This is a genomic window from Bacillus sp. ATD (genome assembly GCF_050585765.1).
Taxonomy (GTDB): domain Bacteria; phylum Bacillota; class Bacilli; order Bacillales; family Bacillaceae; genus Bacillus; species Bacillus stercoris.
The window spans coordinates 1-24,285 of record NZ_JBOBQH010000014.1 but is presented as its reverse complement, the minus strand read 5'-3'; the positions used below and the strand labels follow the sequence as shown (position 1 = coordinate 24,285).

The 24,285-nt window shown below is 42.5% G+C and carries 25 protein-coding genes and 2 other annotated features; all 25 genes read right to left on the bottom strand.

The features are described 5' to 3' along the window. Positions 1-29 precede the first annotated feature (29 nt). Positions 30-3,611 (bottom strand): DNA-directed RNA polymerase subunit beta, encoded by a 3,582-nt coding sequence (rpoB, locus tag ACQXR1_RS20965; protein WP_009966326.1) that lies wholly within the window; start codon positions 3,609-3,611, stop codon positions 30-32. Positions 3,612-3,855: 244 nt separating this feature from the next. Continuing rightward, positions 3,856-4,461, bottom strand: a complete 606-nt coding sequence (locus ACQXR1_RS20960) for a class I SAM-dependent methyltransferase (RefSeq protein WP_014662527.1) — start codon at positions 4,459-4,461, stop codon at positions 3,856-3,858. A gap of 89 nt (positions 4,462-4,550) precedes the next feature. Continuing rightward, positions 4,551-4,922: a 50S ribosomal protein L7/L12 gene (gene rplL, locus ACQXR1_RS20955; RefSeq protein WP_003156436.1), complete on the bottom strand. Its 372-nt coding sequence runs from the start codon at positions 4,920-4,922 to the stop codon at positions 4,551-4,553. A 45-nt stretch (positions 4,923-4,967) separates the two neighbouring features. Beyond that, the gene (gene rplJ, locus ACQXR1_RS20950) at positions 4,968-5,468 is read right to left on the bottom strand and encodes a 50S ribosomal protein L10 (RefSeq protein WP_014662526.1); all 501 of its coding nucleotides are present in this window, start codon (positions 5,466-5,468) and stop codon (positions 4,968-4,970) included. Positions 5,469-5,533: 65 nt separating this feature from the next. Then, positions 5,534-5,674 (bottom strand) — a sequence feature (ribosomal protein L10 leader region). Positions 5,675-5,719: 45 nt separating this feature from the next. After that, positions 5,720-6,418, bottom strand: coding sequence for a 50S ribosomal protein L1 (gene rplA / locus ACQXR1_RS20945; protein ID WP_003242022.1), 699 nt, complete (start codon positions 6,416-6,418; stop codon positions 5,720-5,722). Between the two features lie 94 nt (positions 6,419-6,512). After that, on the bottom strand, positions 6,513-6,938 hold the full coding sequence (rplK, locus tag ACQXR1_RS20940) for a 50S ribosomal protein L11 (RefSeq protein WP_003156430.1): 426 nt from the start codon (positions 6,936-6,938) through the stop codon (positions 6,513-6,515). Positions 6,939-7,105: 167 nt separating this feature from the next. Further along, complete coding sequence (gene nusG / locus ACQXR1_RS20935; protein WP_003225764.1) at positions 7,106-7,639, bottom strand: transcription termination/antitermination protein NusG; 534 nt, start codon at positions 7,637-7,639, stop codon at positions 7,106-7,108. Positions 7,640-7,817: 178 nt separating this feature from the next. Next, positions 7,818-7,997 carry a preprotein translocase subunit SecE gene (gene secE / locus ACQXR1_RS20930; protein ID WP_004399676.1) on the bottom strand — a complete coding sequence of 60 codons (180 nt, stop codon included), beginning with the start codon at positions 7,995-7,997 and terminating at the stop codon, positions 7,818-7,820. Between the two features lie 33 nt (positions 7,998-8,030). Further along, the gene (gene rpmG / locus ACQXR1_RS20925) at positions 8,031-8,180 is read right to left on the bottom strand and encodes a 50S ribosomal protein L33 (RefSeq protein WP_003156421.1); all 150 of its coding nucleotides are present in this window, start codon (positions 8,178-8,180) and stop codon (positions 8,031-8,033) included. 92 nt (positions 8,181-8,272) lie between these two features. Then, the gene (gene sigH / locus ACQXR1_RS20920) at positions 8,273-8,929 is read right to left on the bottom strand and encodes an RNA polymerase sporulation sigma factor SigH (protein ID WP_003225758.1); all 657 of its coding nucleotides are present in this window, start codon (positions 8,927-8,929) and stop codon (positions 8,273-8,275) included. Between the two features lie 62 nt (positions 8,930-8,991). Then, entirely contained in the window at positions 8,992-9,504 is a 513-nt protein-coding gene (rae1, locus tag ACQXR1_RS20915; protein ID WP_003225756.1) for a ribosome-dependent mRNA decay endonuclease Rae1/YacP, read from the bottom strand. A gap of 6 nt (positions 9,505-9,510) precedes the next feature. After that, a complete protein-coding gene (gene rlmB, locus ACQXR1_RS20910) occupies positions 9,511-10,260 on the bottom strand; it encodes a 23S rRNA (guanosine(2251)-2'-O)-methyltransferase RlmB (RefSeq protein WP_003225755.1) in 750 nt (249 codons plus the stop codon). Next, positions 10,244-10,675, bottom strand: coding sequence for a mini-ribonuclease 3 (locus ACQXR1_RS20905; protein WP_040081037.1), 432 nt, complete (start codon positions 10,673-10,675; stop codon positions 10,244-10,246). The genes rlmB and ACQXR1_RS20905 overlap by 17 nt, the downstream gene beginning before the upstream one ends. Before the next feature lie 3 nt (positions 10,676-10,678). Continuing rightward, on the bottom strand, positions 10,679-12,079 hold the full coding sequence (gene cysS, locus ACQXR1_RS20900; RefSeq protein ID WP_014478619.1) for a cysteine--tRNA ligase: 1,401 nt from the start codon (positions 12,077-12,079) through the stop codon (positions 10,679-10,681). Beyond that, positions 12,076-12,729 (bottom strand): serine O-acetyltransferase, encoded by a 654-nt coding sequence (gene cysE, locus ACQXR1_RS20895; RefSeq protein ID WP_003225749.1) that lies wholly within the window; start codon positions 12,727-12,729, stop codon positions 12,076-12,078. Before cysE ends, cysS begins: the two co-directional genes overlap by 4 nt. Before the next feature lie 68 nt (positions 12,730-12,797). Beyond that, positions 12,798-13,028: a binding site (T-box leader), on the bottom strand. Between the two features lie 2 nt (positions 13,029-13,030). Beyond that, a complete protein-coding gene (gene gltX, locus ACQXR1_RS20890) occupies positions 13,031-14,482 on the bottom strand; it encodes a glutamate--tRNA ligase (RefSeq protein WP_014662519.1) in 1,452 nt (483 codons plus the stop codon). A gap of 90 nt (positions 14,483-14,572) precedes the next feature. Further along, positions 14,573-15,049, bottom strand: coding sequence for a 2-C-methyl-D-erythritol 2,4-cyclodiphosphate synthase (gene ispF, locus ACQXR1_RS20885; protein ID WP_014475594.1), 477 nt, complete (start codon positions 15,047-15,049; stop codon positions 14,573-14,575). Further along, the gene (gene ispD, locus ACQXR1_RS20880) at positions 15,042-15,740 is read right to left on the bottom strand and encodes a 2-C-methyl-D-erythritol 4-phosphate cytidylyltransferase (protein WP_069148827.1); all 699 of its coding nucleotides are present in this window, start codon (positions 15,738-15,740) and stop codon (positions 15,042-15,044) included. The genes ispF and ispD overlap by 8 nt, the downstream gene beginning before the upstream one ends. 14 nt (positions 15,741-15,754) lie before the next feature. After that, entirely contained in the window at positions 15,755-16,855 is a 1,101-nt protein-coding gene (locus ACQXR1_RS20875; protein ID WP_014662517.1) for a PIN/TRAM domain-containing protein, read from the bottom strand. Between the two features lie 115 nt (positions 16,856-16,970). Next, positions 16,971-18,053 (bottom strand): DNA integrity scanning diadenylate cyclase DisA, encoded by a 1,083-nt coding sequence (disA, locus tag ACQXR1_RS20870; RefSeq protein ID WP_306289248.1) that lies wholly within the window; start codon positions 18,051-18,053, stop codon positions 16,971-16,973. Positions 18,054-18,056: 3 nt separating this feature from the next. Then, positions 18,057-19,433, bottom strand: coding sequence for a DNA repair protein RadA (radA, locus tag ACQXR1_RS20865; protein ID WP_015252992.1), 1,377 nt, complete (start codon positions 19,431-19,433; stop codon positions 18,057-18,059). A gap of 92 nt (positions 19,434-19,525) precedes the next feature. Then, positions 19,526-21,958, bottom strand: coding sequence for an ATP-dependent protease ATP-binding subunit ClpC (gene clpC, locus ACQXR1_RS20860; protein WP_430772801.1), 2,433 nt, complete (start codon positions 21,956-21,958; stop codon positions 19,526-19,528). Beyond that, the gene (locus ACQXR1_RS20855) at positions 21,955-23,046 is read right to left on the bottom strand and encodes a protein arginine kinase (protein WP_003235007.1); all 1,092 of its coding nucleotides are present in this window, start codon (positions 23,044-23,046) and stop codon (positions 21,955-21,957) included. Before ACQXR1_RS20855 ends, clpC begins: the two co-directional genes overlap by 4 nt. Continuing rightward, positions 23,046-23,603 carry a protein-arginine kinase activator protein McsA gene (gene mcsA, locus ACQXR1_RS20850; protein WP_304593073.1) on the bottom strand — a complete coding sequence of 186 codons (558 nt, stop codon included), beginning with the start codon at positions 23,601-23,603 and terminating at the stop codon, positions 23,046-23,048. Before mcsA ends, ACQXR1_RS20855 begins: the two co-directional genes overlap by 1 nt. Positions 23,604-23,616: 13 nt before the next feature. Beyond that, positions 23,617-24,081 (bottom strand): transcriptional regulator CtsR, encoded by a 465-nt coding sequence (gene ctsR / locus ACQXR1_RS20845; protein WP_014662512.1) that lies wholly within the window; start codon positions 24,079-24,081, stop codon positions 23,617-23,619. Between the last annotated feature and the right edge of the window lie 204 nt (positions 24,082-24,285).

Below are 24,285 nucleotides of genomic sequence, written 5' to 3'. Positions count from 1 at the left end.
CCGATGTCACTTGCCTTTATAACTAGAGATTATTCTTTTGTTACTACATCACGTTCAACGTCTGCAGATGCTGTTTCTTCCGGCTCTTCATCACCTGATAATGCCAGGCCGTCAGCTTGTTTCGCATCTTCTTCGTCTTCTAAATCTCTCATTTCTATTTCTTCTTCATCACCAGAAAGGATTTTGACATCCATACCTAAGCTTTGAAGTTCTTTGATTAATACTTTGAATGATTCCGGAACACCTGGTTCAGGAACATTGTCGCCTTTAACAATGGCTTCGTATGTTTTCACACGTCCAACCACGTCATCAGACTTAACAGTCAGAATTTCTTGAAGAGTGTAAGCCGCACCATAAGCTTCAAGTGCCCAAACCTCCATCTCACCGAAACGCTGTCCGCCAAATTGCGCTTTACCGCCAAGAGGCTGCTGCGTAACAAGTGAGTAAGGGCCTGTAGAACGTGCATGAAGTTTATCGTCAACCATGTGAGCCAGTTTGATCATGTACATGATACCGACAGATACACGGTTATCAAACGGCTCTCCAGTACGTCCGTCGTAAAGCACTGTTTTGGCGTCACGAGACATGCCGGCTTCTTCAAGTGTTTCCCAGACATCCTCTTCACGCGCTCCGTCAAATACAGGAGATGCAATGTGAATGCCGAGGTAACGAGCGGCCATACCCATATGAAGTTCCAATACCTGCCCGATGTTCATACGTGATGGTACGCCCAGCGGGTTAAGCATGATATCAATTGGTGTGCCGTCAGGAAGGTAAGGCATATCCTCTTCAGGAAGAATCTTAGAGATAACACCTTTGTTACCGTGACGACCGGCCATTTTATCCCCTTCAGAAATCTTACGTTTCTGAACGATATATACGCGTACTAACTGGTTAACACCTGGAGGAAGTTCGTCTCCGTCTTCACGGTTGAAGACTTTAACGTCATGGATAATTCCTCCGCCGCCGTGAGGCACACGAAGAGAAGTATCACGAACCTCGCGGGCTTTCTCGCCAAAGATGGCGTGAAGCAGGCGTTCTTCTGCAGTCAGTTCAGTTACGCCTTTAGGCGTTACTTTACCAACAAGAAGATCTCCGTCTTTTACTTCTGCCCCAATACGGATGATTCCGCGGTCATCAAGATTGCGAAGCGCATCTTCACCGACGTTTGGAATATCGCGAGTGATTTCTTCAGGTCCAAGTTTCGTATCACGTGCTTCTGATTCGTATTCTTCAATGTGGATAGATGTATAAACATCATCCTTTACAAGGCGTTCACTCATGATGATGGCATCCTCATAGTTGTAGCCATCCCATGTCATGAAGCCAACCATTACGTTACGGCCAAGTGCAAGTTCACCAAGCTCCATAGAAGGGCCGTCAGCAAGGATTTCTCCTTTTACCACTTCATCGCCGACACTTACGATCGGACGCTGGTTGTAGCACGTACCTTGGTTAGAGCGGACAAATTTCAGCAGGCTGTATTTATCCAGGTTTCCTTTTACTTTTTGACCGTCCACTTCTTCATAACGGCGAACCCAAACGTTTTTCGCTTCTACGCGTTCAACGATACCAGGGTGTTTACAAATAACAGCGGCACCAGAGTCTTTTCCTGATACGTATTCCATACCAGTTCCAACAAATGGCGCTTCCGGCTGCATCAAAGGCACAGCCTGACGTTGCATGTTCGCTCCCATTAGGGCACGGTTGGAGTCATCGTTTTCTAAGAACGGGATACATGCTGTCGCAGCAGATACAACCTGCTTAGGCGATACATCCATGTAGTCTACACGATTTCTGGAAACAACGGTGTTCTCCCCGCGGAAACGAGCTACGATGCTGTCATCAATAAAGGCGCCTTCGTCATCAAGACGAGCGTTCGCTTGAGCGACAACATAGTTATCCTCTTCATCAGCAGTTAAGTAATCGATTCTGCCCGTTACCTTCCCTGTTTCAGGGTCAACGCGGCGATATGGCGTTTCAATAAAGCCAAAACGGTTTACTTTTGCATAAGATGATAGTGAGTTGATCAAACCGATGTTCGGGCCCTCAGGCGTTTCAATCGGACACATACGGCCATAGTGGGAGTAGTGAACGTCACGCACTTCCATTCCGGCACGCTCACGTGTCAATCCGCCCGGTCCTAATGCTGACAGACGGCGCTTATGCGTTAATTCAGCAAGCGGGTTCGTCTGATCCATGAATTGAGAAAGCTGTGAGCTTCCAAAGAACTCTTTAATGGACGCAATAACAGGACGAATATTGATCAGCTGCTGAGGCGTAATTGTATTCGTATCTTGAATTGACATTCTCTCACGAACCACACGCTCCATACGGCTTAAACCGATACGGAATTGGTTCTGGAGAAGCTCGCCTACAGAACGTAAACGGCGGTTTCCAAGATGATCGATATCATCTGTGTCGCCTACTCCGTGCAGCAGGTTGAAGAAGTAGCTGATTGAAGAAATAATATCAGCAGGCGTGATGTTTTTAATCTCTTCTTCAATGTAAGCATTGCCGATTACATTAATAACCTGTTCTCCTTCTTGATCAGTCGGAGCAAAGATTTTAATGGATTGAAGAGTCACTTCATCTTCAACAACACCGCCATTCGGATACAGCTTTCTGAAACCGATTCCGTTTTCTAAGTATGGCAGTACTTTATCAAGTGTTCTTCTATCAAGAATCTGACCTTTTTCAGCAAGGATTTCTCCTGTTTCAGGATCAACGAGCGTTTCAGCAAGTCTCTGATTGAAGAGGCGATTCTTAATATGAAGTTTTTTATTAATTTTATAGCGTCCTACATTGGCAAGATCGTATCGTTTCGGATCAAAGAAACGAGAATCAAGCAAGCTTTTCGCATTTTCTACTGTAGGCGGCTCTCCAGGACGGAGACGCTCGTAAATTTCAAGCAGCGCTTTGTCGCTGTTTTCTGTGTTATCTTTATCAAGCGTATTTCTCAGGTATTCGTTTTCTCCTATGAGATCAAGAATCTCTTGATCGGAGCCGAAGCCGAGAGCACGCAAAAGAACCGTAACCGGCAACTTACGTGTGCGATCAATGCGGACATAAACAACATCTTTCGCATCAGTTTCGTATTCTAACCATGCGCCACGGTTTGGAATGACAGTTGCGGTAAAACCTTTTTTACCGTTCTTGTCTACTTTACCACTGAAATATACACTTGGAGACCGAACAAGCTGGGAAACGATAACGCGTTCCGCACCGTTAATGATAAAAGTACCTGTATCTGTCATAATAGGGAAATCACCCATGAAGACATCTTGGTCTTTTACCTCTCCAGTTTCTTTGTTAATTAAACGAACCTTCACTCTTAGCGGAGCTGAGTAAGTCACATCACGTTCTTTTGATTCCTCTACAGGATATTTAGGCTCACCTAAACTATAATCAATGAACTCAAGAGAGAGGTTACCAGTGAAATCCTCAATTGGTGATATGTCTTGAAACATCTCTCTAAGACCCTCATCAAGAAACCACTGATAAGAAGAGGTTTGAATTTCAATGAGATTTGGTAATTCTAACACTTCGCTAATGCGAGCATAGCTTCTGCGCTGGCGGTGTCGTCCATACTGAACTAGTTGACCTGTCAACTGATTCACCCCTCAAATCATGCGTATTATATGTGTAATAAGCATTTCTTCCAAAGAAAGAAATACTTTTACAAGACAAAAGAAAAAAGGGTTTCTAATTAAGAAAACCACATCCAAAAACAAATACCGATTTTATTAGCATTTCCATACTTGTATAATTTATACATAGATATTGACAATTCATCATATCAAGCAAAATATATACATTGGCATTTTACAATATTAACATAGTTAAAATACCGAGTCAAACTTTTTTTGCTTTTATGATATAATAGCCTTTCTTTTTTTGAACGACAGAAACTTCATCGAACAGTTCCTCGAGCTTTTCAATGGCAGAAGGCGCGCCTTGCTTTTTCTGTATGACGATCCACAACTCACCTGAAGCTTTTAAGTGTTCAGCGCTTTTCTCAAAGATAGCATGGACAACTTTTTTTCCGGCTCGGATTGGGGGATTTGTAAGAATAGAAGCAAATGTTTGAGCAGAATCAACGTTTGAAAACAAATCGCTTTGATAAATCTTAACGTTTGTTATTCCGTTCTGTTCCGCATTTCCATTTGATAGTTCTACGGCTCTCTCATTAACATCAATCATGTGGATAGTCCGGTCTTTAAAGTCGCTGGCAAGCGATAAACCAATCGGCCCGTACCCGCAGCCTACATCCAAAATGCTGCCCTCAACCTCAGGCTCTTCAAAAGAATCAATCAGCAGGCGGGAGCCGAAATCAACTTCTTTTTTAGAAAAAACCCCGCTGTCGCTGGTAAACGTGAAATCTTTATTCCGAAGCCTAAAAGACCAGGTTTGCTTGTTGCTTTTCACTGAAGGTTTTTCTGAATAATAGTGCTCACTCATTATTAGAACCTCCTTTTTTCATGGCTTAAAGAATGGCAAAGAAAAAGCTCGCCTCATAAAAGCGAGCTTCCCCTCCAGGTAAGTGAAGATTACTTAACTTCTACAGAAGCGCCAACTTCTTCAAGTTTAGCTTTAAGCTCTTCAGCTTCTTCTTTAGCAATACCTTCTTTAAGTGGTTTTGGAGTGTTGTCAACAAGTTCTTTAGCTTCTTTCAAGCCAAGACCAGTGATTTCACGTACAACTTTGATAACTTTGATTTTTTGAGATCCAGCACCAGCAAGGATAAGATCGAATTCGCTTTGCTCTTCAGCAGCTCCGCCTGCAGCAGCTCCGCCAGCTACAGCTACAGGAGCAGCAGCAGTTACGCCAAATTCTTCTTCGATTGCTTTTACTAGGTCGTTCAATTCAAGTACAGTTGCTTCTTTAACGGAAGCAATGATTTCTTCGATATTTAAAGCCATTTGTAATTCCTCCATTTTGTTTTAATTTATGAAAAACTGATTAGATTAAGCGCCTTGTTCTTCCTTTTGTTCTGCCACAGCTTTTGCAGCAAGAGCAAAGTTGCGAACTGGAGCTTGAAGTACGCTAAGCAACATAGAAAGCAAGCCTTCGCGTGATGGAAGTTCAGCAAGAGCTTTCACTTCTTCAACAGTAGAAACTTTACCTTCGATTACGCCAGCTTTGATTTCAAGAGCTTCGTGATTTTTAGCGAAGTCATTCAGAACTTTAGCCGGAGCGACAACATCTTCAGTGCTGAATGCGATCGCGTTCGGTCCAGTTAAGAAATCATTCAAACCATTAAGCTCAGCTTGTTCAACCGCACGGCGAGTCATCGTATTTTTGTAAACTTTGAACTCAACGTTAGCTTCGCGAAGCTGTTTACGAAGTTCAGTTACTTCAGAAACGTTAAGTCCGCGATAGTCAACGATGATCGTTGATTTACTTTCTTTCAGTTTAGAAGCAATTTCTTCAACAACAACTTTTTTAGTTTCAATTGCGCTGCTCATGGTTACACCTCCTGTAGATTCTTGTGTAACACTTATACCGTTAGGTGATCACGACTGAGACGACGGATTCCATATAAAAAGCCTCCATGAGACATGGAGGCTGTATATACAAGCATACGTAACGTAATAGCTGTGATAATATACACCTCGGTAGGATGATTAAGCGATTAGGCCCCTACTGTCTACGGTATAAATGATATTCTATTTTACAACATTTTGAATCATATCAGAATGTTGATGTCATGTCAATATTATTTTACGTTAAAAGTTGAAGAGTCTACTTTGACACCAGGTCCCATAGTAGAAGTTACAGCAACGTTTTTCACGTAAACGCCTTTAGCTGCGGCAGGTTTAGCTTTCAGGATTGTATCATACATTGTTGTGAAGTTCTCAACAAGTTTTTCATCCTCGAAAGAAACTTTACCGATAGGAACATGAATGTTTCCAGCTTTATCTACGCGGTATTCAACTTTACCAGCTTTGATTTCGCCGATCGCTTTTTCAACTTCGAAAGTAACTGTACCAGTTTTAGGGTTTGGCATTAAACCTTTTGGTCCAAGTACACGACCGATTTTACCAACTTCACCCATCATGTCAGGTGTAGCTACGATTACGTCGAAATCGAACCAGCCTTGTTGAATTTTGTTGATGTAGTCAGTATCGCCTACGTAATCTGCACCAGCAGCTTCAGCTTCTTTCGCTTTTTCGCCTTTTGCGAAAACGAGAACGCGCTGAGTTTTACCAGTTCCGTTTGGAAGCACAACTGCTCCGCGGATTTGCTGGTCGTTTTTACGAGGGTCAACCCCTAAACGGAAAGCCACTTCAACTGTAGCGTCGAATTTAGCTGTGTTTGTTTTTTTAACGAGAGCTACTGCTTCAGAAACGTCGTAAGCTTTAGAACGGTCTACAAGCTTAGCAGCTTCAACGTACTTTTTACCTTTTTTAGCCATTTTAAAATTTCCTCCTTATGTGGTTATAGCGGAATAACCTCCCACGAATAAGGGTTGCGAACTTGTTAAAACTCGCAACCCGACAAGAAACAAATTAATCCTCGATTACAATACCCATACTGCGGGCAGTACCTTCAACCATGCGCATTGCCGCTTCAACGTCTGCTGCGTTTAAGTCAGGCATTTTCGTTTCAGCGATTTCGCGTACTTTATCGCGCTTAACGGTTGCCACTTTATTACGGTTTGGTTCACCAGAACCAGACTCAATTCCAGCTGCTTTTTTAAGCAATACTGCAGCAGGTGGAGTTTTTGTAATAAATGTAAATGAACGGTCTTCGTAAACCGAAATTTCAACAGGAATGATTAAACCAGCTTGGTCAGCTGTACGAGCGTTAAACTCCTTACAGAATCCCATGATGTTAACACCGGCTTGACCAAGTGCAGGTCCAACTGGTGGTGCTGGGTTAGCTTTTCCAGCAGGAATTTGCAATTTTACAACTTTAACTACTTTTTTAGCCACGAGACACACCTCCTTAAGTCCGTGATGTGGTAATAGGGTAAACCCTCCCACTCAAGGTTTCATTCTTTATATGAATGACGAAATATCATGCTAGTTGCCTTGGATAAGTCCAAGACGTACCTTTGCTATATTATCATTTATATATAGCAATTTCAAGTTTTTTCACATTACAATTTATCGATTTGGGTAAATTCCAGCTCAACCGGCGTTTCGCGGCCGAACATATTAACGAAAACTTTGACCTTGCTTTTGTCATAATCAATCTCTTCAATCGATCCAGTAAAGTTAGCAAAAGGTCCGTCTATTACTTTCACTGTCTCTTTCAGTTCAAAGTCAATATCAGTTTTGCGTTCGTCCATGCCCATTCTCTTCAGAATGGTTTCTGCTTCGCCCGGAAGAAGCGGCGTCGGTTTTGAACCTGATCCGGCAGATCCTACGAATCCAGTAACGCCCGGCGTGTTGCGGACAACATACCAAGAGTCGTCTGTCATTACAATTTCAACAAGCACATAACCAGGGAATACTTTCTTTTTCACGACTTTTTTCTTGCCGTTTTTGATATCCGTTTCTTCTTCTTCGGGTACGACTACACGGAAAATTTTATCCTGCATCCCCATTGATTCAACACGTTTTTCCAAGTTGGCTTTTACTTTATTCTCGTAACCAGAGTACGTGTGAACAACATACCAATTCTTTTCCATTCTCTTCAGGACTGTCCAGTCCTTCCCTCCCCGCATTTGGTTTTAGTGAATTACCATAACGCTTCAAAAAATAGGCGGCAAGCCTATGATAACTTTCATTTTAAGCCACAATAAAAAACCCGCTGAACGGGTTTTGGCAAGTAATATTATGATCTATTATAGCACGTATTGCTGATCATTATTCAACTATTAAACGAATTAATTGAGAAATTCCTGTGTCAAGGAGGGCAAAAAAGATAACAAAAAAGATAACTGTTGAAATTACCGTAATGGTATAACGCGTTAACTCTTTTCCTTTAGGCCAGCTTACCTTTTTCATTTCTTTCCCAACATCTTTAAAGAATTTCATAATACGCATGTAAAAGACCTCCACAATTTAAAAGCGCAAAAACTATTTTGTTTCAAGATGAGCTGTATGTGAATTGCAAGTACTGCAGTATTTCTTTACTTCTAATCGCTCAGCCGCTGATGCAGAGCTCTTCATTGTCGTATAATTACGGTTTCCGCATGTCTTGCATGCTAACGTAATCTTTTTTCTCATGTCATTACACCTTTTTCTAAATAGACATTAGTTCTTATCTTTAGTAACATATCATAGTCAGAAAAATACTGTCAATATAGCTTAAATTCCTATTACAAACTGATTTCGCGAATTTCCAAGTACTTCTCCAGCTTGCGTTTCACACGCTGAAGGGCATTGTCGATCGATTTCACATGTCGGTTCAGTTCATCGGAAATCTCTTGGTAACTTCTCCCGTCGAGATATAAGACGAGTACTTTTCTCTCTAAATCACTTAGTAGTTCTCCCATTTTCATTTCAATGTCATCAAATTCTTCCTGATTAATGATCATTTCCTCAGGATTTAAGGTTTTCGCCCCTGAAATGACATCAAGCAGCGTTCGGTCTGATTCTTCATCAAAAATCGGTTTATCTAATGAGACGTAGGAATTCAAAGGAATGTGTTTCTGGCGAGTAGCTGTCTTTATTGCGGTAATAATTTGGCGGGTAATACATAATTCTGCGAAAGCTTTGAAAGAGGTAAGCTTGTCCTCTTTGAAGTCACGAATAGACTTATAGAGGCCTATCATACCTTCCTGAACAATATCTTCTCTGTCCGCCCCTATTAAGAAATAGGATCTTGCTTTCGCCCGAACAAAGTTTCGGTACTTCGTAATCAAGTAATCTAACGCATCACTGTCCCCAACATGAACCTTTTCAATGACCTGCTCGTCCTCCAACTGGCAAAACTGCTCTTTGTTGAATTTTCCCTTGTTGTTCTGTAGATTCACTCCGATCCCCCCGGCGCACGTAGATAGAAATATTATACAGTATTGGACAAAAAAGCGTCAACTTAATCTAAGTCTCCCCGCCTCCACTTTTCAAACGTTTTCAAAACCTCTTCCGATAAAGCAATTTTACCCGCCGGCTTTTCGGAAGTGATTTTTCTTACCCGTCTCTCTATTCGCCTTTCAATCGCTTCTACCTCTCTCAAAAGCTCCCGGGCCGATTTCCGCAATGCCCCCTGTCCGAAAATCGCCCATTGCTCAGTATAGTCAGAGGTCGCAACGTGAATTTGAGTCGCGATATTATTCAAAGCCTGAGCGAGCTTTTCTATCCGCTCATCAGCCGTCTCATTTTCTTTTGTAAAAATCACTTCAACTCGATGGTTGGTCTGTTTTTTCTCAAGCCCTTTTACGAGATGCGCGTCAAAAACAACAATAACCCTGTTTCCTGTATACGATTGATATTCCGCCATTTTCTGAATCAGTACGTCTCTCGCCTCTTCGAAACTGTTCGCTTTTAAATCCTTCAGCTGCGGCCAGGCTCCTATCATGTTGTATCCGTCTACTAACAGGATATCCATGGGTCTTTATTCTCCCAGAGGGTTTCGTTTCCGGTAGACTTCATACATCAAAAGTCCAGCCGCGACAGATGCATTTAGTGAAGTTACCTTTCCGGCCATCGGGAGTTTAATAAGAAAGTCACACTTTTCTTTCACGAGTCGGCCCATCCCTTTTCCTTCACTTCCGATGACTAAAGCCAAAGGCATATTGCCGTCCATATTGCGGTAATCCTCACGCGCGGACGCATCCGTTCCGACAACCCAGATTCCCCGTTCTTTCATCTCTTCTAACGTCCGTGCCAAATTGGTGACTCTTGCTACAGGAATGTGTTCAATTGCCCCTGTTGAAGCTTTTGCCACTGTTGTTGTCAGCCCGACAGCTCTCCGTTTTGGAATGACGATGCCATGAGCGCCGACCGCATCAGCTGTTCTCATAATGGAACCAAGATTATGAGGGTCTTCAAGCTCGTCCAGAATGAGGAAGAAAGGCTGTTCATTTCTTTCTTCGGCCGCTTTATATAAATCGTCCAGTTCTGCATATTCATACGCTGCAACCTGTGCCACAACGCCTTGATGCTGTCCTGTCACCATTTGATCGAGTTTTTTTCTCGGGACGTATTGAATCGTGATTCCCTGCTTTTTCGCAAGCTCAATCACTTGCTGTGCCTGTCCCTTTACGGTGTTTTCCGCCATCCACAGCTTATACAGCTTCCGATCAGATTTTAACGTCTCGATCACTGCATTCTTCCCTATGACGTAATCATGTTGCTGACTCATTTGTTTTCCTCCCTGACGTCCCGAATTGTATAGCTTCGGCTACGAGCTGACTAAGCCGTTCCTCTCTTTTCTCTAGAAAAAGGTAGCCCAGAAGCGCTTCAAATGCTGTACTATAGCGGTACGTCTGAACATCTGTATTTTTAGGTGTTGTTCCTGACTTGGCATTTCTGCCTCTTTTCAGCACCGCTTCCTCTTCTTCCGTAAAAAATGATTGATTCTGCAGAAAAAATAGGATCTCAGCCTGCGACTTTGCCGAAACAATCCGGCTTGATTTCTTATGAAGATCATTTGGTTTGGTAAAGCCCTGCTTAAGCAGGTGATGCCTTACATACACTTCAAAAATGGCATCACCTATATAAGCAAGCGCAAGACCGTTAAGCTGCTTTGAATCTTTTATCGTATCAAATTCAAGCATCCGTTATTCTCCCCGTTTCCAGCGAGTGCCTTGAGCCGTATCTTCAAGAATGATATTCATGCTTTTCAGCTGGTCGCGAATCTGGTCTGACAACGCAAAATCGCGATTCCGGCGCGCTTCGTTTCGCTTTTCGATTAAGTCTTCAATCTCTTGATCGAGAAGTTCCTGCTCACCCAATGAAAAACCGAGAACAGAAACAATACGGTCAAACATCTCGATAAACGCCGTAATCACATGATCAGCTGTATGGTCTTTCTGAAGATAGTAATTGGCGTGTTTCGCTAAGTCGAACAAGACAGAAATCGCATTCGCCGTATTAAAATCATCGTCCATCGCTTCTTCAAATGCTTTGCGGTGTTCTTCAACTTTCTCAAGCCATTGATCGTCATCTTCCGTTAAATTCGTACTGCTGTTCAGACGGTGCTGAAGATTGCTGTACGCTGTTTTTAAACGGTTAAATGCGCTTTTCGTATTTTCTAGAAGCTCTTCTGAATAGTTAATCGGATGGCGATAATGAACAGATAGCATAAAGAATCTCAAAAGCTGCGGATCATGCTGTTTAATGATGTCATGCACAAGCACAAAGTTGCCCAGTGATTTTGACATTTTTTCATTATCAATATTGATATAGCCATTATGGAGCCAGTACTTCGCAAACGTTTTTCCTGTCAATGCCTCAGATTGCGCAATTTCGTTTTCATGGTGAGGGAATGTTAAATCCTGTCCGCCCGCATGGATATCAATCTGGTCACCCAGATACTTTTTCACCATTGCTGAGCATTCAATGTGCCAGCCCGGACGTCCTTTTCCCCAAGGGCTATCCCAAGAGATTTCCCCTTCTTTTGCCGCTTTCCACAGTGCGAAATCAAGAGCATCTTCTTTTTTCTCGCCGACCCGGATGCGTGCACCTGATCTTAGCTCATCGATTGATTGCTGAGAAAGCTTTCCGTATCCTTCAAACGCTCTTGTTTTGAAATAAACGTCACCTTCTGATTCATAAGCGTAGCCCTTTTTCACGAGCTGATCTACGAATTCGATAATGGCATCCATGTTTTCCATCACCCGCGGATGAAGGTCGGCTTTTCGGCATCCGAGCGCACCTACATCTTCAAAATATGCTTTAATAAAACGCTCTGAAATGGTAGGCACATCCTCACCAAGCTCATTTGCCGCTTTAATTAATTTATCGTCTACGTCTGTGAAGTTAGAGACATACTGCACATCATAGCCTTTATACTCCAAATAGTTTCGAACCGTATCGTAAACGATAGCCGGACGCGCGTTCCCGATGTGAATGTAATTGTAAACTGTCGGTCCGCATACGTACATTTTCACTTTCCCCTCTTCAAGAGGAACGAATGTTTCCTTCTGTCTAGTCAATGTATTATAAAGTGTGATTGTCATTTTTGATTGATCCTTTCTTTTCTGTCTTCAAGTTCTGCCTTCAGCTCTAAAATCTGCTGTTCCAAAGACTTAAAGCGGTCAGCAACCGGATCGGGCAAATCCTGATGGTTTAAATCGCGTCTTACCTTCTTGCCATTTTGTACAACGACCCGTCCGGGGATACCGACAACTGTTGAAAAATCAGGAACATCATGCAGCACTACTGAACCAGCGCCAATCTTTGAGCCTTCACCGACCGTAATTGAACCGAGCACTTTAGCACCTGTGGCTATCAATGCGTCATCTTTAATCGTTGGGTGCCTTTTTCCCTTTTCTTTCCCCGTTCCCCCAAGGGTAACCCCCTGAAAAACGGTTACGTTATTGCCGATTTCACATGTCTCCCCAATGACAACCCCCATGCCGTGGTCTATGAAAAATCTTCTCCCAATTGTGGCGCCGGGGTGGATTTCGATCCCGGTAAAAAATCGGCTTACTTGAGATATAAGGCGTGCAAGGAAATAAAATTTTCGTTTATATAAAGCATGTGCAATCCGATGCGCCCATATAGCATGTAAACCGGAATAAGTTAAAATCACTTCAAAATAGCTTCTTGCTGCAGGATCTTGATCGAAAACAGTATCAATGTCTTCTTTGAGCATTCTAAAAAACACATGCTTCCCCCCGTTTCTCTATCTGATTTCCTCTGCCCAATAAAAAAAGCGTCTCTGCATGTAAACATGACAGAGACGCTTTAACCGCGCGGTTCCACTCTGTTTGAAAAGCAGACTCCTGCTCTCCCAACTTCAGCCTGTAACGGCGGCGGCCGCCTTTGAATACTGATTTTTAAAAACGTTCTTCAAAGGTCTTAAGGGCGCACTTCTAAAACCCGGCTCATGGATCTCTCTCAGCCAATGAAGATCCTTTCTGTAATGGCCTAAAGCTTTATACTCTTCCCTGTCAACAATCATTTATTTAGATATTTTTCAAACGCTGAATCGCAGTCTCTTTACCGATCAATTCGATTGATTGCGGCAGTTCCGGACCGTGAGTTTGCCCTGTAACAGCAACACGAATCGGCATAAACAGTTTTTTCCCTTTGTGGCCAGTTTCTTTCTGCACTGCTTTGATCGATGCTTTGATATTATCTGGAGTGAACTCCTCAAGCTCTTCAAGCTTCGCAGCGAATGTGCTGAGCACTTCAGGAACCTGCTCCTCTTCCAGAACAGCTTTCGCTTCTTGATTATACTCGATCTCATCCGCAAAGAACAAATCAGTCAGCTCAACAATTTCGGCACCGTAGCTTAATTGCTCATGATACAGGGAAATCAATTTGCGAACCCACTCTTGTTCTTCAGCAGAAAGCTCAGTACCAACTTTGCCGGCTTTTTGCAAATGCGGAAGCGTCAGTTCAACAACCTGATCAAGATCCAGCTTCTTCACATATTGGTTGTTAACCCATTTTAGCTTATGCATATCAAACAAAGCTGGTGATTTAGATAAACGATTTACATCAAAAATTTCAATAAACTGCTCTTTTGTGAAAAGCTCTTCTTCTCCAACCGGTGACCAGCCTAGCAGTCCGATAAAGTTGAACAGTGCTTCTGGCAAGTAACCAAGCTCTTTGTACTGCTCGATGAATTGAATAATGGATTCATCACGTTTGCTGAGCTTTTTACGGCTTTCGTTTACGATCAGCGTCATATGTCCGAACTGAGGAATATCCCACCCGAATGCTTGATAGATCATAATCTGTTTCGGTGTGTTAGAAATATGATCCTCACCGCGCAACACGTGTGTCATTTTCATTAAGTAGTCATCAATAGCTACCGCGAAGTTATAAGTAGGCGTTCCATCCTTTTTCACAATAACGAAGTCGCCAATGCCATCTGATTCAAAAGAAATTTCGCCTTTTACGATGTCGTTGAAGGCGATGACTTTTCCTTCTGGCACACGGAAACGAATACTCGGCTTTCTGCCTTCAGCAATAAATTTCTCCTGTTCTTCCTGAGTCAGATCTCTGTGTTTCCCAGAATACCGTGGCATTTCTCCGCGGGCAATCTGCTCTTCACGCTCTTTTTCAAGCTCTTCTTCCGTACAGTAGCATTTATAAGCAAGCCCTTTTTCAAGGAGCTCTTCATAGTACACTTTATAGATATCGTTACGCTCTGACTGACGGTATGGGCCGTACTCTCCGCCGACATCCACACTCTCATCCCAGTCAATACCTAGCCACTTCAGATAATTCAGCTGGCTTTGTTCTCCGCCCTCAATATTGCGCTTTTTATCAGTGTCCTCAACACGAATGATAAACTTACCGCCTTGATTGCGAGCAAATAAATAATTAAAAAGCGCCGTTCTGGCATTTCCAATATGCAAATGTCCGGTTGGACTCGGTGCATAACGGACGCGTACTTCGTTTCCCATTTTCAAATACTTCCTTTCATGTCATGTATGGCCTCAGACAAAAATGTATGAATCTATTCTACCACCAAATAGACCCAGCATCAAAACAAGTTAGCCTTTTTGTATCAGTACTGTCGCCTGAGCAGCTATTCCTTCCGCCCGTCCTGTAAATCCAAGCTTTTCTGTCGTTGTTGCTTTTACATTTACCTGTGAAACCTCTGCCTCAAGGCCTTCAGCGATTCTTTTTCTCATATCTTCTATGTATGGCAGCATCTTCGGCTTTTGCGCTATGATGGTGCAATCAATGTTCCCAAGGACATACCCTTTTTGTTTCACGATTCCCCAAACATGCTGAAGTAATTTGAAAGAGTCTGCGTCCTTGAACTCAGGATCTGTGTCAGGAAAATGCTTGCCAATGTCACCTTCACCCACAGCTCCCAGGCAGGCGTCAGCGACAGTATGCAGCAATACGTCTGCATCAGAATGGCCAAGCAGCCCTTTTTCGTACGGGATTTCAATTCCGCCAATAATTAGAGGACGGCCCTCCACTAATTGATGCACATCAAATCCTTGTCCAATTCTAAACATGTTTATTCCCACTTTCTGATTCCATGATAGCTTCAGCTGACGTCAAATCGTCTGGCGTCGTCAGCTTAATATTTGTATAACTGCCTTCTACAACACGGACCGAACCGCCTTCCATCTGTTCAACGAGGCTGGCGTCATCCGTCCCTAAAAATCCCTTGCGCTCGGCCTCAGCGTGAGCCTCCAACAATAAAGAAAGACGAAAAGCTTGTGGCGTTTGGACAGCCCACAAGCTTGAACGTTCAATCGTCTCGCTGACTTGTAAATCTTGAACGCGTTTAATTGTATCTTTTACCGGAACAGCGAGGATGGCCGCTCCTGTCTGTTCCGCCTCTGCGATCAGTTCGTCAATTTGTTCATGTTTTATAAATGGGCGGGCACCGTCATGTACAAGGACAATCTTTTCTTGCTTTACGGCTTTCAGCCCCTTATAAACACTGTGCTGACGCTCATCTCCGCCTGCAACAAGCTCAATCGATGTTTGAAACGGATAATCGGTCAGCAATTGCTGAAAGTGCTCCCGCTCCTGCTCGTTAATCACCAAAATGATTTTTTCACACTGCCGGTGGCTGTCAAACACTCTTAACGTGTGTATGATCACCGGGTCTCCTTTCAGCTCAATGAACAGTTTATTTCTCCCTGCCTTCATCCGCTTTCCCTGTCCGGCTGCAGGAATCACCACATCATAACTCATTGTTTTTTCTCCCTTTACAGCGCCTTCTCCAACAGCTTAGGCTTCGCAAAAATCATTCGTCCCGCTGCTGTCTGCAGCACACTTGTGACGAGTACATCAATATGCTTGCCGATATAATTGCGTCCTTCTTCAACGACAATCATCGTACCATCATCCAAGTAGGCAACTCCCTGATTATGCTCTTTCCCATCCTTAATGACCTGAACATTCATTTCCTCGCCAGGAAGCACAACAGGCTTGACCGCATTAGCAAGGTCATTAATGTTTAATACTGCTACCTTCTGAAGCTCGCATACTTTATTTAAATTAAAATCATTCGTCACAACGACCCCAGATGTCAGCTTCGCAAGTTTGACGAGCTTACTGTCAACCTCCTGAATATCCTCAAAGTCGCCTTCGTAAATTTCAACTTCAATGTCTAATTCTTTCTGAATGCGGTTCAGGATATCAAGACCGCGGCGTCCTCTGTTTCGTTTTAACACATCGGAAGAGTCGGCAATATGCTGCAACTCCTCAAGGACAAACTGCGGAATCACGATAACTCCCTCTAAAAATCCAGTCTGGCAAATATCTGCTATTCTCCCATCAATAATAACACTAGTGTCCAAAATTTTCAGCTTCTTGTCTTGAACCTCATGTTCTTCTTCAGCTGATCCTTTTTTCTTTTGCATTCTGGCGGAAATGGAAAACAGGCTGATCAATTCATCCTTTTTCTTAAAGCCCACCTGGAAGCCGAGATAACCGAGGAAGAAAGCCAAAAATACAGGGATAATTGTGCTGAATATGCGGTAAGGTATATTGTCTAAAGGAATAACATTTACGATAAGATAAGCAATTATAAGTCCAAAAACCAGGCCTAGACTTCCAAATAACAAATCTGGAACCGGCGCTTTTAACAATGAATCCTCTATCCACTTCACCCAGTTCACAACGTATTCTGTACCCCATATACTGATGAGAAAAAAGATAATTGCCCCAATTGCCGCAGACGTATATGCGTTTGTTATTAAAGGTATGTCCTGTATATTTAACAGTACAAACAATTCAGGTATTAGAAATATACCAACAACGCCGCCAAAAATAATGAAGAACGCCTGAACTATTCGTTTTAACATACCCCCACCTCCTTTTTTAACATTTTAATTTCACAAAGTCTTATGCATCCTACGAATATCAGAATAAACAAAAACCAACATTAATATACCCGTATTCATAAGGTTTTAACCGAAATCACAGTTGTCTGTCTAAATAATGCTTCTCTTGCAGGCGTTTTAATCCTTTTTTGATTTTTTGGGCTCGTACTTCACCGATTCCCTCTACTTCATCTAATTCTTCTGCACTCGCCTCAATAATCCTTGGCAGGACTCCAAATGCTTCTACAACATTTTCGACAATCGGCATCGGAAGACGCGGTATCTTATTTAACAGCCTGTATCCTCTCGGCAATACATAATCATCAAGATTAGTAGAAGCAGGGTAACCGAGAAGCTTATACACAATGGAATCATCCAGCAGATCATAACTGGACATATCCTGCAGCTCCTTCAAAAGAACAAACGGATCTTTAATCTTTTCTTTTACATAATCCTTAATAAATAAAGCGGCCTCTTCTTCCATATCCGTAATCAATTCAATGACTTGCAGTTTGATCAGATGTCCTTCTGTCCCCAGCTCTTTGATATACATATTTATTTCGTTTTTAATTCTCAACACCATTTCATAACGATGCATGACAGACAAGACATCACTGAAGGTAACAAGCTCCTCAAACTCTAACGCATTCAGTGCATTAATCGTTTTATCGAGGATTGTCTTATATTTTTCAAGTGTTTGAATGGCTTGGTTCGCCTTGGTTAAAATAAATCCTATGTCCTTTAGTGTATACTTCATGTTTTCCTGATATAACGTTATGACATTTCTTCTTTCAGAAATAGCGATCACAAGACAGCCGGTTTGCTTAGCTACTCTTTCGGCAGTTCTGTGCCGCATTCCTGTTTCTGATGAAGCAATTGTGGCATCCGGCATCAGCTGTGTATTCGCATATAGGATCTTTTGACCCGAATCACTTAAAATGATCGCGCCATCCATTTTAGCCAGCTCATACAAATGCGCCGGAGAAAAAGCCGTGTTGATGTGAAATCCTCCATCCACCACTTCTTTTACTTTATCATTATATCCAACAACGATCAGACCGCCTGTATTTGCTCTCAAGACGTTCTCCATCCCCGCTCTGAGCGGTGTACCCGGAGCAACAAACTGCAATATAGATGACAGGTCTAACTCGTGTTTCGCCCCTTTTTTCTCTTTTTCCATCTATTATCCTCCTAATGAAGTACGAAGCGCCTCTGCAACATTTGCTACTCCGATAACCTCAATCCCTTTTGGTTTTGTCCATCCATCCAGATTAGCCGCTGGTATGATCATGCGTTTAAAACCAAGCTTTGCCGCTTCTTTCACACGCTGTTCAATTCTTGAAACCCGTCGCACTTCTCCGGTTAATCCCACTTCTCCAATAAAACAATCTGCAGGATTTGGAGGTGTGTCTCTAAAGCTTGATGCGATACTGATCGCAATGGCAAGATCAATTGCGGGTTCATCAAGCTTAACGCCGCCAGCCACTTTCAAATAAGCATCCTGATTTTGCAGCAGCAGCCCCACTCTTTTTTCTAATACAGCCATTAACAGAGAAACCCTGTTGTGGTCTATTCCCGTTGCCATACGCCTTGGGTTTCCAAAGCTTGTTGGCGAGATGAGTGCCTGAATTTCAACGAGAATCGGTCTAGTGCCCTCCATAGAAGCAGTGATACTCGAGCCCGCGGAACCCGCAGAGCGTTCCTCTAAGAAAATTTCTGAAGGATTCAAAACCTCAGTGAGCCCCTCTTCCCGCATTTCAAATATGCCCATTTCGTTTGTAGATCCGAAACGGTTTTTTACAGCCCGCAAAATGCGGAAAGTATGGTGGCGTTCTCCTTCAAAATATAAAACAGTGTCAACCATATGCTCCAACAGTCTCGGCCCTGCAATAGACCCTTCTTTCGTCACGTGTCCCACGATAAAAATCGGGATACCTTTTGTTTTTGCAATTTTCATTAGCTCGGCGGTACATTCTCTGACCTGTGACACACTGCCCGGTGCTGATGTGATATCGCTTTGGTATACCGTTTGAATAGAGTCAACAACGACAAACGCAGGATTCATCTCTTGTATAGCAGACGAAATATACTCCATATCGGTTTCAGATAAAACATGCAGTGACGGATTATTAATGCCGAGGCGGTCAGCTCGAAGCTTCGTTTGCTTTACAGATTCTTCTCCCGAAATATACAGGACACTGTTTGATGAGCCTGATAATTGAGCGGAAACCTGCAGTAATAGGGTTGACTTTCCGATACCAGGATCACCGCCGATTAAAACGAGGGAGCCTTTAACGACACCTCCGCCGAGTACTCTGTTAAACTCGCCAAGCTGGGTTTTAACGCGGGGTTCTTCTGATGTTTCGATTGATGTAATAGGTGAAGGTTTCTGTACAGTTTGAACAGAATGAGAAAAAGCCGCTCTCCGATTGGCCGGTGCTTTTTTAATCATTTCTTCAACCATTGTATTCCAAGCACCGCAGCCCGGACATTTCCCCATCCATTTTGGAGACTCGTAGCCGCAGGATTGGCAGATGAATTTCGATTTTGTTTTAGCCATATATAGTGTAAGACCTCTCCCTTGTTACTATTTCTTGATATGAAAGTGAGGCATACACTTACATGCTGTATGCCTCATTTCTGTCTTTTATATTAATTCGTTTTAGCAGTCGTTTTTACGACAAATTCGCCATCTTCTACATCAAGAACAATATGCTGTCCTTTATGAATATTTCCTCTGAGGAGTTCTTCAGATAAACGATCCTCTACGTGTTTTTGGATCGCTCTTCTTAACGGACGGGCTCCGTACTCCAGATCAACGCCCTCTTCCGCAACTTTTGCTTTTGCAGCATCAGTCAATTCGATAGAAAGATCCTGTTCTTTCAGGCGTTTCGTCAATTGATCAGACATTAATGACACGATTTCAGTAAGATGTTTTTTCTCAAGTGAATGGAAGACGATAATTTCATCGATACGGTTGATGAACTCAGGTCTAAACGCCCGTTTCAATTCACCCATCACTTTATCTTTCATGTCTTTATGATTTTGAGTCTCATCCTGAACGTTAAAGCCGACATATTTATTGCGTTTCAGCTCACTTGCTCCGACGTTTGATGTCATGATCAAAATGGTATTGCGGAAATCGACTGTACGTCCTTTAGAATCAGTCAATCGGCCGTCTTCAAGAACTTGCAGAAGGATATTGAAGACATCAGGGTGCGCTTTCTCAATCTCATCAAGAAGCACAACAGAGTAAGGTTTTCTTCTGACTTTCTCAGTCAATTGACCGCCTTCATCGTATCCCACGTATCCCGGAGGTGAACCGACAAGTCTTGAAGTTGAGTGTTTTTCCATGTATTCAGACATATCTATTCTGATCATGGATTCTTCATCGCCAAAAATGGATTCAGCAAGTGCTCGCGCAAGCTCTGTTTTACCTACACCTGTAGGGCCTAAGAAAATGAATGAGCCAATTGGGCGTTTAGGATCTTTTAACCCTGCTCTCGCACGTCTGACGGCTTTTGCAACAGCTGCAACCGCTTCATCCTGGCCGATGACACGAGAGTGAAGAATGTTTTCCATATTGAGAAGCTTATCAGTTTCAGTTTGGGCGATTTTAGATACAGGCACACCGGTCCAGCTGGATACAACCATCGCAATATCATCCACAGTAACCTCTGAGTTTTCCTGTCCTTGCTTCTCTTTCCATGATTTCTTCGTATCCTCTACTTGCTCGCGCAAGCGCTGCTCAGTATCACGCAAGGAAGCAGCTTTTTCAAACTCTTGGCTTTGCACTGCCGCATCCTTCTCTTTACGAACCTCATCAAGCTTCTGCTCAAGCTCTTTTAAGTTAGGAGGCGTTGTAAATGAGCGCAGTCTCACCTTTGAACCTGCTTCATCGATTAAGTCAATGGCTTTATCCGGAAGGAAGCGGTCAGAAATATATCTGTCAGAAAGCTTAACCGCAGCTTCAATGGCATCATCAGTGATAGAAACACGGTGGTGGGCTTCGTATCTGTCACGAAGACCTTGTAAAATTTGAATACTTTCATCGACAGATGGCTGATCAACCTGGATCGGCTGAAAACGGCGTTCCAATGCTGCGTCTTTTTCAATATATTTACGGTACTCATCAAGAGTCGTTGCTCCAATACATTGGAGCTCACCGCGAGCAAGTGAAGGTTTTAAGATATTAGATGCATCAATAGCACCTTCTGCTCCGCCTGCCCCGATTAATGTATGGAGCTCATCGATGAATAGAATGATATTTCCTGCCTGGCGAATTTCATCCATGACCTTCTTCAGGCGATCCTCAAATTCTCCGCGATATTTTGTGCCGGCAACAACCGTTCCCATGTCTAATGTCATCACACGTTTATCACGTAAGATTTCGGGTACTTCATTATTGATAATTTGCTGTGCCAAACCTTCTGCGATAGCAGTCTTACCAACACCTGGTTCACCAATGAGAACAGGGTTGTTTTTCGTTCTACGGCTTAACACTTCAATGACACGCTGGATTTCCTTACTTCTGCCGATTACAGGATCAAGACTGTCTTCCTTCGCAATAGCAGTCAAGTCTCTTGCCAAGCTATCAAGCGTAGGCGTATTCGCATTGCTGTTTGTTCCTGCCGCTGATGATCCTGTTTCATTACTTCCTAGAAGCTGGAGCACCTGCTGTCTTGCTTTATTTAAGCTGACACCGAGATTATTCAGAACTCTCGCAGCAACACCTTCTCCTTCACGAATCAGACCAAGAAGAATATGTTCTGTTCCAACATAAGAATGACCGAGTTTTCTTGCCTCATCCATTGAAAGCTCAATGACTTTTTTAGCTCTAGGAGTATAATGAATCGTTTGAGACATTTCCTGCCCGCGCCCGATCAAACTTTCTACTTCTTTCTGAATTTTATCTGAACCGAGTCCAAGCGCTTGAAGAGCTTTAGCAGCAATGCCCTCTCCTTCTCTTACCAGTCCTAATAAAATATGCTCAGTGCCAATGTTATTATGACCTAACCGAAGTGCTTCTTCCTGTGCTAGCGCCAGTACTTTTTGAGCTCGTTCTGTAAATCTTCCAAACATCATATCGATTCATCCTCCTGTCTTTTCCCATTCATTTCTAAGTGAAGCCGTTCTCTGATGAGAGCCGCTCTTCGAATGTCCCTTTCGTTCGGACGCAAAGCGCCTCCCGAGTATTGCTGTAAAAACCCTGGCTGCGTCAAAATCATAAGTTCGTTAAGTATGTTGCTTGAAAGTCCTTTTATTATGCCTAAGTCTATGCCTAACCGAACATCTGAAAGGCACTTTGCAGTTTCTTTCGATTCTATCATCCGGCAATTAGACAAGACCCCATAAGACCGATATACCCGATCCTCAAGTTCGATTTTAGAAGTTTGATAAATCGCTTCTCGGGCAGATCGTTCTTGTTCAATCAACTGAGCAGCAACACTGTTAAGATCCTCTACAATATCCTGCTCTGACTTACCAAGCGTGATCTGATTTGAAATTTGAAAGATATTCCCTACTGCTTCGCTGCCTTCCCCATAAATTCCTCTAACAACTAAGCCTAATTGATTAATTGCCGGTATAATTCGATTTATTTGCCTAGTTAAAACCAGCGCCGGCAGATGCATCATGACCGAAGCCCTTAAACCTGTACCTACGTTTGTAGGACAGCTGGTTAAGTACCCTCTCTGCTCATTGAATGCATAATCAACTTTTTCTTCAATCCAGTCATCGACCTGGTTCGCGGCTTTCATTGCTTCTAGGAGCTGAAATCCAGGGAAAAGACATTGTATTCTAATATGATCCTCTTCATTTAGCATGACGCTTACTTCCTCATTTTCAGAAAGCAAACAGCCGCCAAAAGGAGACTCTGTCAAATTCGGACTGATTAGATGCTTTTCAACAAGTACACGCTTTTCTAAAGGCTGTGCATCATTCATTCTAATCAAAACGAATTTGCCGATTCCAGGAATTTCTTGCTCTGAAAACTGATCTTCAAATTGCTGTATGATGGATGAGGCTTCTTCATTGGAATACCGCGTAGGGAACCGAATATGTTCAAAGTTCCTTGCTAAACGTATGCGGCTACTGAGTACAATGTCACTTTCAGGTCCTTTCTGCTTCATCCAACTGCTTAGTGCGTCCTGAATAAAATGCTTTAGCGACATTACCCCTGTTCCTCCTCACTATCTGTACTTTTGAGTGATTGTTCCAAAGAACGAATTTGATCTCTCACATGAGCTGCGTTTTCAAATTCTTCTTGATGGATTAAGGATTCTAATTCTTTTTTCAGCATATCAATCTGCCGTCTAATATGAAGATTGCCGCCTATTCGTTTCGGTATCTTCCCTGCATGCACAGTGTTTCCGCTGTGCACTTTACGTAGGATAGGTGTAATGTTGCTATGGAATGTTTTGTAACATTCAGAACATCCAAAGCGGCCAATTTTTCTGAATTGCTGAAACGTCATTCCGCATTTCGGACAAGCAGATATTTGCTCCGAGTGACTGAACATTTGAGTCCCTGCATTTTGAAATGAAGAATCCATGTTCAGCAAACCCGAAAGTAAATTATGAATAGAGAAACCTTGATTTGCACTTATACCATATGAATCACTATTTTCTTTGGCACATTGTTCACAAATATGAACTTCTATTTTTTCTCCGTTAACAACCTTTGTAAAGTGAAAAGTGGCTGGTCTCTCGTGGCACTCTTGACAAATCAATCTTTTCACCCGCTTATTTTAATTTTAAAGCAGTCAGCATAGCCTTCATCATTCTTGCTCTTAATTCATCACGTTCAGGCAAGTCAATGTGTAAAACTGAGCGGTCCATTACGCTGACCATCATTTTTGCTTCTCTTTCTGAAATCACCTTGTCTTCTAATAGCCTTAAAATAATGTCATCAGAGGCTGCTTGAGACAAATGGGTACTAATTTGAGAAATAATATTATTGATCAGGACAACTTCATTGTTCATTTTAATTTTAATGATCCTGATGTATCCGCCGCCCCCGCGTTTGCTCTCAACAATATATCCTCTTTCGCTTGTAAACCTGGTGTTGATGACATAATTTATTTGGGAAGGAACGCATTGAAATTTATCTGCAATTTCACTTCGTTTAATCTCTAAAATTTCCTTGCCATTTTGATCTAACACTCGTTTTAAATATTGTTCAATGATGTCAGAAATATTATGTCCCACTCAACCCCCTCCTTTACTGACTTTGACTATATTTGACTTTAATCTTACTATAAGCCGTTTCTCAGGAATTTTCAACTTTCTCGCTCTATCCTTTATTATTTCCATTTTCCCAGCCCATAAAACCTGAATGCTGATTTAAAATTCGGTATAAAGTTATTATATTATACAGTTAAGTGGAATTTTATGATACCAATAAAACAGAAC